This is a genomic window from Gordonia sp. 852002-10350_SCH5691597 (assembly GCF_001665715.1).
GTDB classification, from domain to species: Bacteria; Actinomycetota; Actinomycetes; order Mycobacteriales; family Mycobacteriaceae; genus Gordonia; species Gordonia sputi.
In genome coordinates this window covers 1-16,753 of record NZ_LZMO01000181.1, presented here as the reverse complement: position 1 = coordinate 16,753, position 16,753 = coordinate 1, and the positions used below count along the sequence as shown (strand labels likewise).

The following is a 16,753-nucleotide window of genomic DNA, read 5'->3' as shown; positions in this document are numbered from 1 at the left end:
GAATGTTACGTACGGACATGCACTGTCTGCTGGTCTGCGGAACGTGTGCGATGCACCTGGTTAGATCGACAGGAGTTCGATCAACGTCGGTCTTCTCGGTGGTGTGTCTTTCTTCAATGCTGTCGCCCGAGTTCTATGTGTCGGACGGCGTCGATCTCGCATGCGAAGAGCACCACGAGATGTGGATCGCCCGGAGATGAGGAGCGCTGGTGACAGACCGGACCGCAGTGAGACGCCCCCGCTGGGAGCGGAGTACGCGCAGAGGGTTGGTACGCACCGGGGCGGTGGCCGCAGCGGTTGTCGCGGTCGGAGCGTCGATGCTGACCGCGTGTGGCGACGATCCGTCGTCGAATTCTCAGGTCACGCTGTTGACCCACGATTCGTTCGATCTCCCGCAGTCGGTCTTCGACGAGTTCAAGAAGGAGACCGGCCAGACGCTGAAGGTCGTCAAGAGCGGCGACGCGGGCCAGCTGGCGTCGACGGTGTCTCTCACGCCGGGTTCGCCGAAAGGTGACGCGGTGTACGGGATCGACAACACGTTCGCGACCCGACCCATTCAGGCCGGGGCGCTCGAGTCGTACGCATCGCCCGCTCTGGCCGACGGCGCCGATCGATACGCGGTGCCCGACTCGAACAACGAGCTGACGGCAGTCGACCGTGGCGACGTCTGTCTCAACATCGACGACGAGTGGTATCGACGCGAGGGCCAGACCCCGCCGAAGAGTCTGCGCGACCTGACCGATCCCACCTACGCCAAGCAGGCCGCGCTGATCGACCCCGGCACGTCGTCGCCGGGTATGGCATATCTGCTCAGCACTGTCGGAGTATTCGGGAACAACTGGCAGGACTACTGGAAGCAGGTGTCCGCGGCGGGCGCGACGATCGTGTCGGGTTGGGAGATCGCGTACAACCAGCTCTTCACTGCCGGAGAAGGCAAGGGTGACAAGCCGATAGTGCTGTCGTACGCCTCGTCGCCTGCTGCGACGCCGGGGACGAGTGCACTACTGGCCAGTTGCTTTCGGCAGGTCGAGTACGTCGGCGTGCTCAAGGGTGCTCCCAATGCGGCCGGTGCCCGCAAACTGGTCGACTTCATGCTGAGTCCCACTGTGCAGAAGGCGCTTCCGGCGTCGATGTACGTGTACCCGGTGCAGAAGAACACGCCGTTGCCCGACGGCTGGGCGCAACGTGCACCGATCCCACAGTCGACGGTGAATCTCCCGCCCGCATACATTGCGCAGAATCGGGAGACGTGGCTTCAGCAATGGCGCAGCGCAGTCGGTCGCTGAACAGCAACCGCCTCGGAGGCTGGCTGCTCGCTGCCGTTCCCGTGGTGTTCCTCGGGGTGCTCTTCGTGTGGCCGGTTGCCGCGCTCGTGTGGCGCGCGATCTCCCAGAACGGTGACGCCGCAACAGGATCAGCATCGCTGGGGGAGTTGTTCACGCGAACACACGCGGCTCACCTGCTGGGGGTGACACTCGCCCAGGCGGCCGCGTCGACGGCGCTGGCGCTGATGGTTGCCGCACCCATCGTCTGGTTGTCGTCGAGGCTGCGGGGAGCGTCGGCGATGATTCTGAGCGTCGTCGTGACGGTGCCGTTCGTCTTGCCGACGGTGGTGGTCGGTGTCGCGTTCCGAGCGGTGTTCGACGGCCCACTCGCCTTCGCGCACATCGGTTCCGGATGGTGGGCGGTGCTGGCCGCGCACGCTTTTCTCAACGTCGCGGTGGTGGTCAGGGTTGTCGGCGCGGCGTGGCGCGGACTCGACACCCGTGCTCTCGACGCCGCACGCACGTTGGGCGCCGGGCGGTTTCGTGCGTGGCGGACGGTGATCGCCCCCGCGCTCCTGCCCGCGGTCGGCGCCGCTGCCACGTTGATCTTCCTGTTCTGCTCGACCAGTTTCGGCGTGATCATCATCCTGGGTGGCGGCACGCTACGCACACTGGAAACCGAGATCTACCAACAGGCCATCGGCTACTTCCGGATTCCGGAGGCGGTGGCGTTGTCGCTGCTGCAGATCGTCGTCGTGGTCGTCGCACTGTTGCTCACCCGCCTCGTTACGGCACGGTCGCGAAGTTCCGCCACGAGCACGCGCGCGCCTCGGCGTCGTCGACTCCGGGGGTGGGCGCGGGTGTCGGCGACGCTCGCGTGGGCCTGGACGATCGTGGTCCTGGTCGTTCCGATCGTGGTGCTCGCGGTGCGGTCGGTTCGCCCCGGTCGTGACGGCGCGTGGACTCTTGTCGGCTATCGCGCGCTGGCGGAGCCGGTGAACGGTGTGACACCACTTGCGACGCTGCGGTATTCGTTTCTCTCCGCCTTGCTGGCGATGCTGATCGCGCTGGTCGTCGGTGTCATGGCCGCGATCGCACTGCACACCGCACGAGGCGCTGCGCGGACGGTTGGCGCGGTCCTGGCGCTCATCCCGCTCGGGATCAGTGCTGTCACACTCGGTTTCGGTTATCTCATTGTGCTGTCGGAGCTTCCCGCACGAACGGCGTCCTCGCCGTTGATCATTCCGTGTGTTCAGGCGCTGATCGCGATACCGGTCGTGATCGGGATTCTCGTGCCCGCGCTCGACGCGGTTCCCGACCGTGCACGCGCTGCTGCTGCGACGCTCGGGGCGGGCCCGCTGCGCGTGCTGCGCACCATTGACCTTCCCGCGATCGGCAGGTCGCTGGCCGCCGCAGCAGGATTCGCATTCGTGATGGCGCTCGGCGAATTCGGTGCGACGAGTTTTCTGGCGCGCGCCGACACCACGACGCTGCCGGTGTTGATCGGGTCCGCGCTGAACCGTCCCGGCGCAACACAATTGGCGACGGCGATGGCGGCGTCGATGCTGCTCGTCGTGGCGACCGCCGTGGCGATGCTCGCCGTCGAAGTGCTCAGGCCTCGGTCGAGGGCGGTGCTGTGAAGCTCGAACTCGAGGGCGTGCGCATCTCCTACGGTGCGCACACGGTGATCGACGATCTTGACTGGAGCGTCGGGGCGCACGGTCTCGTGACCGCGCTGCTCGGTCCGTCGGGGTGTGGAAAGTCGACGCTGATCCGCGCCATCGCAGGTCTCGAAGAGGTCGAGCGGGGAAGTATCCGCCTCGACGGAGACGATGTGGTCCGAGTGCCGCCGCACCGCAGGGACTTCGGTGTTGTCTTTCAGGACGGTCAACTGTTCGGCGGCAGAAGCGTCGGTGCCAACGTCGCCTACGGACTCAAGGCCAGGCACATGGGCAGGTCACAGATCGCCGAACGGGTTGCCGAGATGCTCGAACTCGTACAGTTGCCCGGATTTGAGCGGCGTTCGGTCGACGAACTGTCGGGCGGGCAGGCGCAACGCGTCGCGTTGGCGCGTGCGCTCGCGCCGCACCCCCGACTGCTGCTGCTCGACGAACCGCTCGCCGCACTCGATCGCAGACTGCGCGACGAGCTGGCCGTCGACATCGGTCGCGCCGTGCGGGCGACCGCGACACCCGCGATCCTGGTCACCCACGATCACACCGAGGCGGCGCTGGTTGCCGACGCGATCTCGGTGATGAGGTCGGGCGACATCGTGCAGACGGATCCACCTGCGCGGCTGTGGCAGAGACCGGTCGATACGTGGACTGCACAGTTCCTCGGATGCACGACGGTGGTGCAGGCGCGACGAACCGACGGTGTGATCAGCACGTCGTTGGGCGTCGTCGACCCGGAATCCCTGCGGATCGACAATGACTGGGAATCAGGCGAACTCGGACTCCGCGCGGAGTCGCTCGCCGCGGTAGCAATTGCGCGCGACCGGACTCTCGACGCGGATGCGGTTCGTGGCGAGGTGGTCGTGGTGGCCGATCTTCCTGCAGGCCAGCGGATTCGGGTGTCGACATCGGTGGGTGACGTCGATGCGGTGTCGCCGGACGGTGTGCGCGTGGGGGATTCCGTCGCGCTGCGGTTGCGTCCCGAACACGTGGCGGTGATCGGCAGGTGAGCACGAGGACCGTCGTCGCGGGTGCCATCACCACCTCCGATGGCCGACTTCTGTTGGCGCAGCGCAGTTATCCGCCACAGGTTGCCGGTCTGTGGGAGCTTCCGGGTGGCAAGGTCGAAGACGGCGAAGACCTGGCGACCGCGTTGCGTCGTGAACTGCGCGAAGAACTCGAGGTCGACGTCGAGGTGGGTGCACGCCTCGCCGACTCCGTCGAACTCTCGCACGACCTGACGCTCGTCGCGCTGTGGGCGCGGATCGTCGACGGTGCGCCGAGGGCGGTCGAACACTCCCGACTGCTGTGGGTGAGCGCCGACGAACTCGACGATATGGCTGCGGTGGGCCGGCTGGTGCCCGCCGATACCGCATGGCTGCCCGAACTCCGAAAGGTTCTGCGCCGAGCGCGATGACAGGGCAAGCGTCAACTCGTTACATCACGAATCGGTAATCGAACCTGCACTCAGACGACACTCGGTTTACTGTCGTACACCGAACACCGGGGGTGGCGATCCGCACATCCCGTCGTACCAGGGGAGCACGCGACATCGCTGTGGCTGTCGAATCGAAAGTGGGAGTCGGAGTGGGCAATCGAGGGGGAGAAACGCCGTATCGGCGTACGGTTCGGTCGCGTGGCGGCCGGTGGCGATCGATGGCGACCATCATTTGCGTTGTGGCGCTCGCGGTCGCCGGGATGTTGGGAACGAGCGCGGTGTTCGACGCCGGTCGCGCCGCGGCGGCACCGCTCGGGTCGTCGGGCTCAGCCGATAGCGGTTCGGCGGGATCGTCGGGTGGCAGCGACCCCTTCTACACACCGCCGACGGGCGCGCTTCCCGCGCCAGGCACACTGCTTCGGACACAGTCCATGTCGACGTTCATCACCGTGCCCAATCGGGCCGGGAAGATCCCGGCGTCGGCGACGAAGATCTTGTATGTGTCGACGAATGCTCTCGGCAAGAAGGTCGCGGTCAGCGGCTACTATCTGCAACCGTCGCGGCCGTGGGCCGGACCGGGCACGCGTCCCCTCGTCTCCTACGGGCCCGGTGCACACGGCATGGGCGACCAGTGTGCGCCTTCACGTTTGGTCTCCTCGCCGAACGTGGCGTCACCCGGCGGACCGATGGCCGAGATCGAAGCACTGATCACCTACAACCTGCTCGCGCGCGGCTACGGCGTGGTGAGCACCGACTACATCGGACTGGGGACACCCGGCGATCACACCTTCGCGATGCGCGTCGACCAGGGCAACGCCGTGATCGATGCCGCACGCGCCGCGTTGCACCTGCCCGGCGTGAATCCGGCCACCAAGGTCGCGCTCGCCGGTTATTCGCAGGGCGGCGCCGCGACGGCCGCTGCAGCGGAACTGATTGACTCCTACGCCCCCGACCTGGCCAACCATGTTGTCGGAATCTATGCGGGCGGTGCTCCGACCGATCTGCGCAGTCTGCTCGATCACCTCGACGGTCAGCGCCTCGGCGGAGCGATCGGGTGGGCCATCGACGGGGCGATGGCGCTGTATCCCGATATGGCACAACAGATTCCTCCGCTGCTCAACGCCGAGGGCAAGCGCGTGACGAATCTTGTTCGCGGACAGTGCATCGTGGCGACGACCCTCATCGGATCGCCGAAGACGAGTACGTGGACGGCCAGCGGCAAGACAATCGGGGAGCTGATCGACTCCACCCCCGCGCTTGCCGCGCGCGTGAATGATCAGAAGGTCGGTATGCGCAAGCCCACCGATATCCCAATCCTGTTGTCCAGCAATCCCGTTGACCCGACGGTCCCCGTCTCGCAAGGTCAGACGCTCTTCGCCGAGTGGTGCGCCGAGAACCCACGATCACTCGAGTATCGGAACATCAGCTTTCCGGTGATCGGAGGAACTGCGTTGGGCCACATCGCGGGTGGAGTCGCCGGATACAACGAGGCCTACGAATGGCTCGCCGACAGATTCGCCGGGAAAGCCGCGGCGAGCGGATGCGTGCGGAAGGCGCCATCGAACGGACTGACGACGGGCTCGGCAGGATCATCCGGATCGTCCTGACGACGATCGTGTCGGTGAAAACTTCCGTGCGAGGTGACTGCGGCGCGGAGTAGGTTCGTCGGCTGTGACGCAACAGCGACGGCAACGGGTCGAGCGGCCTTCGGCCACACGCGACGTGCGTTGGCTGGGTCCCGCGCTGATGCTCCTGGGTGGCACGTCGATGTACCTCGGTGCCGCCATCGCGATCGAGCTCTTCGACGTGGTGTCGCCCGCGGGTGTCGCGTGTTTGCGCATCGCCGGGGCAGGCCTCGTGCTGCTGATCGTGGTGCGTCCCGGCCGTGCCGCGTGGCAGTGGTCGCGGCTGCGCCTCGCGGGCATGTTCGGCCTGATGACGGCCGCGATGAACATCGCGTTCTACCTCGCGCTCGACCACCTGCCACTCGGCACGACGGTCGCACTCGAGTTTCTCGGTCCCATCGCGGTGGCGGCGGCCGGATCACGTACGAGGCGCGATGTCGCGGCGCTGCTCGCCGCGGTGATCGGCGTGGCACTCATCGTCGACGTGCACTGGGCGGGGAGTGTGCTCGGCGTCGTGCTGGCGCTCGTGGCCGCTGCGTGTTGGGCGGGTTACATCGTGCTGGGCCGGCGCGTCGCCGTCCGCGGGGCGGGGATCGAGGACCTGACAACGGGTTTCGTTGTCGCGGCGATCGTGACGTCGCCGCTGGCGCTGACCGTGGGACCGGCCGTGCGAGCCGGCGAGAACGTGTGGTGGCTCATCCTGCTCGCGCTGGGACTCGGGGTGCTCTCGACAGCGGTTCCGTACGCCCTCGATCAGGTCATCCTGCGTTCGGTGGGTCCGGCTCGGTTCGCCGTGCTGCTCGCATTACTGCCGGTCACAGCCGCTGTGGTGGGCTTCATCGCGTTGCGGCAAGTCCCCGCGCTCACCGAGCTGCTCGGAATCCTCGCCGTCGCCGGGGCGATCGGAGTCCAGGCGGGTGGTCGGTCGCGGTGACGATGACGACCCCTCGAAAGAGCACCGCAAAACACGCTCCCACCTGTGTGATCGCGCTCTCATGGTCCGAGCAGATACCCTGTTGAGCGTCGTAGAGTCCACATCCGGTGCCTGAAACCGGATCGCCGACGGCCCGCACATGCCTTCGGGACGTCGAAAAAGATGAAAGAGAGCTCAGTGAGCGCTGTCCCCAACTTCCGCAATGTCGCGATCGTCGCGCACGTCGACCATGGCAAGACCACGCTGGTCGACGCGATGCTCCGCCAGTCCGGAGTGTTCGGTGAGCGTGCCGAGCTCGTCGATCGCGTGATGGACTCCGGAGACCTCGAACGCGAGAAGGGCATCACCATTCTCGCGAAGAACACCGCGGTGCATCGTCGTCAGCCCGACGGCACCGAGGTCGTCATCAACGTGATCGACACCCCCGGCCACGCCGACTTCGGCGGTGAGGTCGAGCGCGGCCTGTCGATGGTCGACGGCGTCGTGCTGCTCGTCGACGCGTCCGAGGGTCCGCTCCCGCAGACCCGCTTCGTGCTGCGCAAGGCGCTCAGCGCATCGCTGCCGGTCATCCTGCTGGTCAACAAGACCGACCGTCCTGACGCGCGCATCTCGGAGGTTGTCTCCGAGACCCACGATCTGCTGCTCGACCTCGCCTCCGACCTCGACGACGAGGCCGCCGCCGCTGCCGAGCAGGTCCTCGACCTCCCGGTCCTGTACGCCTCGGGCCGCGCAGGCATCGCCAGCACGGTGGAGCCCGCGAACGGCGAGGTACCCGAGGGCGAGAACCTCGACCCCTTCTTCGACGTCCTGATGGAGCACGTCCCCGCGCCCAAGGGCGACGCGGACGCTCCGCTGCAGGCGCACGTCACCAACCTCGACGCCTCGCCGTTCCTCGGCCGCCTCGGGCTGGTCCGTATCCACAACGGCACCCTCAAGAAGGGCCAGACCGTCTCCTGGATGCGTGAGATCACCAAGGAGGACGGCACCGCGGAGCCGGTCGTCGAGCGCGCCAAGATCACCGAACTGCTCGCAACCGTCGGCGTGGAGCGCAGTCCGGCGGAGTCGGCGGTCGCAGGCGACATCGTGGCCATCGCGGGTATCCCCGAGATCATGATCGGCGACACCCTCGCCGATGCCGAGAACCCGGTTGCCCTGCCGCGCATCACCGTCGACGAGCCTGCCATCTCGGTCATCATCGGCACCAACACCTCGCCGCTCGCCGGTCGGGTGAAGGGCCACAAGCTCACCGCGCGCATGGTCAAGGATCGCCTCGACAGCGAGCTCATCGGCAACGTGTCGCTGCGCGTCGTCGACATCAATCGGCCCGACGCCTGGGAGGTGCAGGGTCGTGGTGAGCTCGCCCTCGCGATCCTCGTCGAGCAGATGCGACGCGAGAACTTCGAGCTGACCGTCGGCAAGCCGCAGGTGGTCACACGCAAGGTCGACGGCAAGGTGCACGAGCCATTCGAGCACCTGACGATCGACGTCCCCGAGGAGTACCTCGGTGCGGTGACCCAGTTGCTCGCGGCGCGTAAGGGTCGCATGGACCAGATGAACAACCACGGATCCGGTTGGGTCCGCATGGAGTTCCGGGTGCCTTCCCGCGGGCTGATCGGCTTCCGCACCGACTTCCTCACCGAGACGCGCGGCACCGGCATCGCCAACGCCGTGTTCGACGGCTACGACGCCTGGGCGGGCGAGATCCGCGCACGCCACACCGGCTCACTGGTCAGTGACCGTGCGGGTACGGTGACGCCGTTCGCGATGATCCAGCTCGCCGACCGCGGCACGTTCTTCGTCAATCCGGGCGACGACACCTACGAAGGTCACGTCGTCGGTATCAACCCGCGTGCGGAGGATCTCGACATCAATGTGACCCGCGAGAAGAAGCTGACCAACATGCGTCAGTCGTCGGCAGACGTCATGGAGACGCTGGCCAAGCCAATGCATCTCGAGCTCGAGGGTGCGATGGAATTCTGCGCAGCAGACGAGTGTGTCGAGGCGACCCCCGAGGTCGTGCGTGTGCGTAAGGTGCATCTCGATTCGTCCACGCGTGCCCGTGAGCGTTCGCGAGCCAAGACGCGTGATCAGGCGGCCGGCTAGCCGACCTCGTGAGTGTCGGGGTGGTGCTGACGTGAACATGGGGACGTGATGGTGGGGGTGAGTGGGTGACCGGCAGGAGGCCGCCGATGCGGGCGCGAGCGGTTGACCGTTCTCGACGGCGTAGGCACCTCCTGTTGGCGGTGCTGAGCGCTGTTGTGGCCGCGACGATGGCCGGGTGCATGTCCGACCCGCCGCCGCCGGTCCGCGAGACCGAGGCCCCACCGCAGACCCCCGCCGAGTACCCGACGGAGAAGACGATCTACGTCGCCACCGACTCGGTCGGCCAGGGATTCAATCCGCATCTCGCCGCCGATCAGAGCCCCGTCACCACGGCGATCGCCTCGATGACACTGCCGAGTGCGTTCGAACCCGTTCAGACGCCCGACGGTGTTGTCTGGCAGCGCTCCGAGGCGCTGCTCACCTCGGCGGAGGTCACGTCGCAGCAGCCGTTCACGGTCACCTACAAGATCCACACCAATGCGCAGTGGTCCGACGGTCTGCCCGTCACCGGCGACGATTTCAGCTACCTGTGGCAACAGATGTCTCGACAGCCCAACGTCGTCGCGCCCGCGGGGTACCGGTTGATCGACTCCGTGGAGTCGAGCAGCGGTGGCAAGGTGGTGACGGTCAAGTTCGCGCGCGCATACCCGGCATGGCGCGAGATGTTCACCTGGCTGCTTCCCAGTCACGTCCTGAAGGGGGCGCCCGTCGGATTCCAGACCGGTATGGACAGCGGTAAGCCGGTGTCGGCTGGTCCGTTCTCGGTGTTCTCGATCGACACCACCCGCGACGAGGTGCGCCTGATCCGCAACGACCGCTTCTGGGTGAAGCCGTCGATCCTCGACCAGGTGGTGTTGCGCAGAGCGGGTACCGCGTCGCAGATGGTGGAGTCCGTACGTTCGGGCGACTCGTCGCTCGCGACGCTGGCCACCGGGCCCGCCAGTAGCGCAGAACTCGCCGCCGTCCCAGGGATCGCGACGCAGCGCTCGGCGACGTCACGAGCGTTGAGTATCAGCGTCAACGCGCGCACTCCGGTGATGAACTCGGTGGCGGTTCGTCGAGCAATCTTGGGAATGATCGACCCGGCGGTCGTCACCTACGCGGGCGCGGGCGACACCATCGTCACGCCGTACGCGAACACCGTTCTCGCACCGTCGGATCCGGGGTACTTCGCAGTCGACCGCCAGCGCCCGAGCGTCGAGCAGATCGACGAGTTGCTCGGGTCGGCGGGCTACCGGCGTGGAGCGCCGACCCCGACCTCGACGCCGCCCGCCGGTTCGTCGGTTCCCTCGAGTGCACCGGCCACCAGTTCTGTGTCACCTTCGTCGGGAGCCCCGTCGTCCTCGACGGCCCCCGTCTCCCCGTCATCCTCGACGCCACCCGACCCCGCGTCGACCATGTCGCCGGTACCCGACGGTGTCGCCGGTTTCTCCAAAGACGGCCGCGACCTCGCCGTGCGCGTCGGTGCGATCAGCGGTGACGCGCGGTCGACCGCCGCCGCTGCCAACATCGTCGACCAGCTACGCAACGCCGGTGTCCGTGCCGCCGTGGTCTCCCTGCCCAACAACGAGTTGTATGGGGTCGCCCTCACCGAATCGCGTGTCGACATGGCCGTTGGCTGGACGGGCCTCGGCGTGCCGCCTGCCGCGGCACTGGCGTCCCAGGTCGATTGCGATCAGCCCAAGCCGGGTACGGCACCGAGCCTCTCGACGCCGCCGACCCCCACGAGCGATGCCCCCGACCAGCAGCAGCAGACGTCGACCCAGGACGTCTACGCGTCGAATCCCTCGGGAGTCTGCGACAACGTCCTCATCGGCCTCGCGCGCGACGCGTTGTCGTCGGACAACCCGCTTCCGCAGTTGACCGAGGCCGAACCGCTGCTGGCAGCGCAGTCGATTTATCTGCCGCTCTATCAGGACAGCATGATGGTGGGTGTGACGCGCAAGGTGACCCGTGTTCCGCTGTCCGGACCGATCCAGGTCTCGATCTTCGGCACGGCGAGCACATGGAATCTCTCGTGAGCGACCAGCGATCCGATCGTCGACTGCTGCTGCTTCACGCGCATCCCGACGACGAGACGATCATGACCGGGGGCACCATCGCGCGGTACCTCGCCGAGGGCGTCGACGTGCGCATCCTCACGTTCACGCTCGGCGAGGAGGGCGAGGTGATCGGCGACGAATGGGCGCAGTTGGTCGCCGACGGCGGTGCCGATCAACTCGGCGGCTACCGTATCCGCGAGCTGACCGATGCGCTGGCCGCGCTCACTCCGGAGGGTGCAGCGCCGCTGCGTCCGGAGTTCCTCGGCGGTGCGGGGCATTGGCGCGATTCGGGGATGGCCGGTTCGGCGTCGGCGCAGCATCCGCGTGCGCTCGCGCAAGCGCGCTTCGACGACGTCGTGGCAACACTCGCGAACGTCATCGCCGATTTCGACCCGCACGTCCTCGTCACCTACGACATGGCGGGCACCTACGGTCACCCCGACCACAAGATGGTGCACACGGCGTCGATGGCGGCGATCCCACTCGTCGAGGCCCGAACCGGGCGTGAGCTCATCGTCTGGGAGTCGGTCACCGAACACAGTGCGCTGCACGAGGGATTGGCCTCGGCGAGCAGTGTTCCGCAGGGGTGGCGGATGCCCGGGCCGGGGGAGTTGCCCAGCTATCCCGACGACGAGATCGACGCCGCGATCGACGTCAGCGCCGTCTACGACCGCAAGGTCGACGGGCTGCGTGCGCACGCCACGCAAGTGACCGTCGCGCCGTCGGGAACCGAGTACGCGCTCAGCAACAACATCCTGCAACCGATCATGAGCGACGAACACTTCGTGCTGCGGTCGAACCGGGATCGCCTCACGTCTGGGCGCTGTGCTGCGGATCTCTTCTTCTCGGACCACGCGTCTGACGGCTCGTCCGACGGAGTGGCGTGATGCGTGTCGCCGACCGCGTGCTCCTCGGATTCCTGATCCTCGATGGATTCATCGTCGGACTCCTCTCGGTCGGCTTCGTCTATCTGCGCCTCGGAGAGACACCCGTACCGGTCGCTGCGATCGGCGCCGGCCTGCTCAACTGCCTGCTGCTGTGGCTGGCCGCGAAGTACACCGACGGCCCGCTGCGGTACGGCCCCCTGGTGGCGTGGCTGATTGTGCTTGCCGTGGCCGGCATGGGTGGCCCGGGCGGCGACGTGATGCTCGCGCTGCAGGGCAGCATGACGCTCGCGACCTTGCTGCTCGTGATCATCGGACTCGGTGCACCCGTCGCGTTGGTCTGGTCGAGACGCCTGCCCGAGGCCGAGGCCTGACCGGGGTTCCGCGTCCGCTGAGCCTCTCCAGCTGCGTCCGCCGGGGGTAGCGACGGCGGCGATCGTTAGAGTGTTCTGCATGGTGTTGCGCGCGTGGGCGAGTGACCGCCCCGCCCCAGTCGAATCGGTTCGGTCGGCATTGGCCGCTGTGCGAGCCGACCCGGCGTCGGTGACCGACGCCGAGTGGGTGGCCTTGCTCGGCGCCGATGATGACGACCTGCTCGCGTTGTGCGCACTCGCCGACGCCGCCCGCAGGGAGGTCACCGATCCCGACGTCATGACCTTCGTGGTGAACCGAAACTTCGACACCGCGGTTGTCGCGGCCGACGATTCGGCAGTCTCGATCGAGGCGCTCGTCGCTGAGGCGTGGACGCTCGGCGCCACCGAGATCTGCATGCAGGGCGCGATACCAGGCGATGAACGCGGCGACGTCTACCTGCGAATCATCGAAAGAATCCACGCCGCGTCACCCGACATGCACCTGCACGCCTTCCGACCACCCGAGATCCGCGACGGTGCTGCGCGCATGAATCTCGACGTCCCGGAGTTCCTCCGGCTGGCGCGCACCGCGGGACTCGGGTCGGTACCGGGCACCGCGGCACAGATTCTCGACGACGAGGTGCGTGCGGCACTGCACCCCGCAGGAGCGCCACAGCCGGTATCGGAGTGGGTCGACACGATCCGCGCCGCCCATTACGCGGGCCTGTTCTCCACCGCCACTCTGCTGTACGGCCACGTCGAAGAGCCCGAGCATGTGGTCGCACACCTGCGACTGCTCGCGCGCGTCGCCGACGAGACCCACGGCTTTCACGAGTTGATCGTCATGCCGCTGCTGCCCGAGAACGCACCACCTCACCTCGCCGGCGCGGCCACCCACTCGGTCGGTGTTCGTGAGACCCGAGCAGTCCACGCGGTCGCGCGTCTGATGATGCTCGGACACATCGACCACATCCAGGTCGCCTGGACCAAGCTCGATCGCGACGTCGTCCTCGACGTTCTCGCGGGCGGGGCCGACGACATCGGCGGCTTGCTGCTCGACGGCGAGCTCTCGCCGGAATCCGGCCAGGAGGCCGGTCGCACGCTGTCCGTCTACGACATCGCGGAGATCGCTCACGCGGTTGGTCGGCTGCCCCGGCAGCGTCGTACCGACTATGGCGATCCTCCGGAGGGGCGTCGAATCACGTTGCCGCGCAACGAGAATATGCGGGCCTGCGGGTGACTGCCGATCATGTGAGCACGCCTGACCGTCGAGCTGTCGCAGAGCCCGACGTCGACGTCGTGATCGTCGGTGCCGGGTTCGCCGGAATCGGGATGGCCACCAAGCTCGCTCGACGTGGACGCGAGTCGTTTCTCGTTCTCGAGCGTGCCGACGCCGTCGGGGGAACGTGGCGGGACAACACCTATCCGGGTATTGCCTGCGACATTCCGGCGCATCTCTACTCTTTCTCGTTCCGTCCGCCTGCCGATTGGTCGTCGGTGTATCCCAGTGGTGGCGAGATCCGCGAGTATCTCGAACGGACCTTGCTCGACGAGGGATTCGACGACCGACTCCGACTCGGCTGTGAGCTGCTCGACGCCACCTGGAATCCCGTAGCGGCTCGGTGGACGATCACGACGTCCGACGGCGAGATCATCTGCCGTGCATTGGTTCTCGCTGTCGGGCGGTTGTCGGAGCCGAGAGTCCCCGACATCGAGGGACTCGACTCATTCACCGGCGAGGTGGTCCACACCGCCGCCTGGCGTGACGACCTACCGCTCGACGGCGCGCGCATCGGTCTGGTGGGTACCGGTGCGTCGGCGGTGCAGATCGCTCCGCATCTCGCCGAGAACGCCGAAGAACTCGTTGTCTTCTGTCGGACGCCACCGTATGTCGTGCCGCGTGACGATCGGCAGTACACCGTCGAAGAACGCGCCACCTATCTCGATCCCGCTGTCGCAGATAATGTGCGCGATCAGCTTCTGCGCGACGCCGATGCCGCGTTCCGCCAGCGGCTCGCGCTGCACCCGGATATCGACGAGATCCGCGCGCGCGCACGAACTCAGCTGCACGCCCAGATCGACGATCCGGAACTCCGATCGATCCTCACACCCGACTACGAGATCGGGTGCAAACGCATCCTGTTGAGCGACGACTTCTATCCGACGCTTCTGCGCGACAACGTGATCCTCGAGCCGAGTGCGCTCGACACGGTGCGCGAATCGAAGGCTCGCGCGGCCAGTGGACGCTGCTATGACCTCGACTTACTCGTGCTGGCAACGGGATTCGAGGCCGCCCGGCCTCCAGTCTCCACGCGCATCACCGGTGTCAGCGGCGAACGGCTCGACACGCACTGGTCCGACGGGATGACGTCGTACGCGTCGACCACCGTGCACGGTTTCCCCAACATGTTCGTGCTCGACGGCCCCAATGCCGCACTGGGGCACAACTCCGCCATCTACATGATCGAGACCCAACTCGGCTACGTTCTCGGCGCGCTCGATGTACTCGCCGACGACGGCATCCGATCGGTGGAGGTCACCGCCGACGCCGAAGCCTCCTACACAGCCGAGATCGACGAGCGCGCCTCGTCGACGGTGTGGTTGACCGGCTGCAACAGTTGGTATGTCGATCCGGACAGCGGAAGGCTGACGCTGCTCTGGCCTGGTACGGCAGTCTCGTTTCGAGAGAGAAACGGTACGTTCGATGTAGGGCCGTATGTCGTCGAGACCCGCGAGGGGTGAGCGTGATGACAACTGACATGACTGCACGTGAGGCGCTCGACGTGGTGCGCGCGGGGGGCGACGTCGGGCTCGCCGAGGCGACGGCGCTGCTGTCGGCGTCGGGCGACGACCTGACCGCGGTGGCGGCGGTCGCGTCGGCGATGCGCGACGAGGGGCTTGCCGAGGTGGGTCGGGAACGTCAGATCACCTACTCGCGCAAGGTGTTCGTGCCGTTGACGCGGCTGTGCCGCGACCGGTGTCACTACTGCACGTTCGTGACGGTGCCGGGCAAACTGGCACGGGCGGGCGAGGGCATGTTCCTCGAGATCGACCAGGTGCTGTCGATCGCACGCCAGGGAGCCGCGCTCGGCTGCAAAGAAGCGCTGTTCACCCTGGGCGACCGGCCGGAGGATCGCTGGCCGCAGGCGGGCGAATGGCTTGCCGCACGGGGATATTCGTCGACACTCGACTACGTGCGCGCAGCAGCGGTTGCCGTCCTCGAAGACACCGGCCTGCTGCCGCATCTCAACCCCGGCGTGATGAGCGCCGAGGAGATGGCGGTGTTGCGGCCCGTTGCGCCCTCGATGGGCATGATGCTCGAGACCACCTCGCGCAGACTGTTCACCGAGAAGGGGCAACCGCACTACGGCAGCCCCGACAAAGACCCGTTGGTCCGGCTGCAGGTGCTGCGCGATGCGGGTGATCTGCGGATTCCCTTCACCACGGGCATCCTCGTCGGCATCGGCGAGAGCTTGACCGAACGCGCGGAATCGCTACTCGCACTTGCCGATATCGCGCGTGCCGGTCACATCCAGGAGGTGATCGTGCAGAACTTCCGGGCCAAGCCCGACACCGCGATGCGCGGCACACCCGACGCCGAGATGACCGAGTTCCTCGCGGCCGTGGCAACCGCACGCATCGTGCTCGGGTCGCGCATGCGGGTGCAGGCGCCGCCGAACCTGGTGTCGGGGGAGGAGTGCGCGGCGTTGATCGCCTCGGGCATCGACGACTGGGGTGGCGTGTCGCCGCTGACGCCCGACCACGTCAACCCCGAACGTCCGTGGCCCAACCTGACCACTCTCGCCGAGATCACCGCGGAATCGGGATACGTTCTCGCCGAGCGGATCACGGCCCAACCGCCGTACGTGCTCGACGCCGAGAACTGGATCGATCCGTCACTGACGGCGCACGTTGCGGCACTCGCCGACCCGGACACCGGACTCGCGGCAGACGCCAGGCCGTCGGGCCGTCCCTGGCCCGCCGTCGCGTGAGCGAGTCTGAGGCGTCGGGAGATCTCGCGGCTTCGGGAGGTCTTGCGGCACTGAGAAGTTCAGTCGTCTGACTGCGTGGCGAGGATCGCTCGGTAGCCGCCGACGACGTCGGTGGCGCGGTGTAAGCCCAACTGCTGCAGCGACGCCGCGGCCAAGCTCGACGTATAACCCTCCGAGCACAGGATGATCCACCGCACGTCATGATCGACCGCCTCGTCGATCCGGGCGTCACTGGCCGGGTCGCAGCGCCACTCGAGGACGTTGCGCTCGATGACCAGTGCGTCGGGATGCTCTCCTTCGGCAGCGCGCTGCGCGGCCGGGCGGATGTCGACGAGGACTGCACCTCGCTGGAGTTCGTCGGGCAGATCCGCGGCGTCAACCCGCTGGAGGCTCTCGCGGGCGTTCAGCAGGAGGTCATTGATCGTCATCGGCACACCGCAAGGC

General features: G+C 67.0%; 14 protein-coding genes. 13 read left to right on the top strand and 1 reads right to left on the bottom strand.

Features of this window, described 5'->3' with window-relative positions; all coding sequences use genetic code 11:
* Positions 1-209 precede the first annotated feature (209 nt).
* The 13 genes from A5777_RS12830 to cofG all read left to right on the top strand — a co-directional run bounded on the left by A5777_RS12830 (position 210) and on the right by cofG (position 16,309).
* Entirely contained in the window at positions 210-1,286 is a 1,077-nt protein-coding gene (locus A5777_RS12830) for a thiamine ABC transporter substrate-binding protein (RefSeq protein WP_156529373.1), read from the top strand.
* Positions 1,262-2,905 (top strand): ABC transporter permease, encoded by a 1,644-nt coding sequence (locus A5777_RS12825; RefSeq protein ID WP_064862929.1) that lies wholly within the window; start codon positions 1,262-1,264, stop codon positions 2,903-2,905. The genes A5777_RS12830 and A5777_RS12825 overlap by 25 nt, the downstream gene beginning before the upstream one ends.
* Positions 2,902-3,948, top strand: a complete 1,047-nt coding sequence (locus tag A5777_RS12820) for an ABC transporter ATP-binding protein (RefSeq protein WP_064862928.1) — start codon at positions 2,902-2,904, stop codon at positions 3,946-3,948. Before A5777_RS12825 ends, A5777_RS12820 begins: the two co-directional genes overlap by 4 nt.
* Positions 3,945-4,355, top strand: a complete 411-nt coding sequence (locus tag A5777_RS12815) for an NUDIX domain-containing protein (protein ID WP_064862927.1) — start codon at positions 3,945-3,947, stop codon at positions 4,353-4,355. Before A5777_RS12820 ends, A5777_RS12815 begins: the two co-directional genes overlap by 4 nt.
* A gap of 239 nt (positions 4,356-4,594) precedes the next feature.
* Complete coding sequence (locus A5777_RS12810; RefSeq protein ID WP_064862926.1) at positions 4,595-5,983, top strand: lipase family protein; 1,389 nt, start codon at positions 4,595-4,597, stop codon at positions 5,981-5,983.
* Positions 5,984-6,047: 64 nt separating this feature from the next.
* Positions 6,048-6,935 carry an EamA family transporter gene (locus A5777_RS12805; RefSeq protein WP_231895047.1) on the top strand — a complete coding sequence of 296 codons (888 nt, stop codon included), beginning with the start codon at positions 6,048-6,050 and terminating at the stop codon, positions 6,933-6,935.
* 177 nt (positions 6,936-7,112) lie between these two features.
* Complete coding sequence (typA, locus tag A5777_RS12800; RefSeq protein WP_039856245.1) at positions 7,113-9,038, top strand: translational GTPase TypA; 1,926 nt, start codon at positions 7,113-7,115, stop codon at positions 9,036-9,038.
* 86 nt (positions 9,039-9,124) lie between these two features.
* Complete coding sequence (locus A5777_RS12795) at positions 9,125-11,059, top strand: ABC transporter family substrate-binding protein (protein ID WP_064862925.1); 1,935 nt, start codon at positions 9,125-9,127, stop codon at positions 11,057-11,059.
* A complete protein-coding gene (gene mshB, locus A5777_RS12790) occupies positions 11,044-11,967 on the top strand; it encodes an N-acetyl-1-D-myo-inositol-2-amino-2-deoxy-alpha-D-glucopyranoside deacetylase (protein WP_064862924.1) in 924 nt (307 codons plus the stop codon). Before A5777_RS12795 ends, mshB begins: the two co-directional genes overlap by 16 nt.
* Positions 11,967-12,338: a hypothetical protein gene (locus A5777_RS12785; protein ID WP_064862923.1), complete on the top strand. Its 372-nt coding sequence runs from the start codon at positions 11,967-11,969 to the stop codon at positions 12,336-12,338. The genes mshB and A5777_RS12785 overlap by 1 nt, the downstream gene beginning before the upstream one ends.
* 79 nt (positions 12,339-12,417) lie before the next feature.
* Complete coding sequence (locus A5777_RS12780; protein WP_064862922.1) at positions 12,418-13,557, top strand: hypothetical protein; 1,140 nt, start codon at positions 12,418-12,420, stop codon at positions 13,555-13,557.
* An 11-nt stretch (positions 13,558-13,568) separates the two neighbouring features.
* Entirely contained in the window at positions 13,569-15,059 is a 1,491-nt protein-coding gene (locus A5777_RS12775; RefSeq protein ID WP_231895046.1) for a flavin-containing monooxygenase, read from the top strand.
* A 17-nt stretch (positions 15,060-15,076) separates the two neighbouring features.
* Positions 15,077-16,309, top strand: coding sequence for a 7,8-didemethyl-8-hydroxy-5-deazariboflavin synthase CofG (gene cofG / locus A5777_RS12770; protein ID WP_442903044.1), 1,233 nt, complete (start codon positions 15,077-15,079; stop codon positions 16,307-16,309).
* A gap of 59 nt (positions 16,310-16,368) precedes the next feature.
* Here the strand turns inward: cofG and A5777_RS12765 are convergent, their stop codons facing one another.
* Complete coding sequence (locus A5777_RS12765; RefSeq protein ID WP_442903043.1) at positions 16,369-16,737, bottom strand: rhodanese-like domain-containing protein; 369 nt, start codon at positions 16,735-16,737, stop codon at positions 16,369-16,371.
* Between the last annotated feature and the right edge of the window lie 16 nt (positions 16,738-16,753).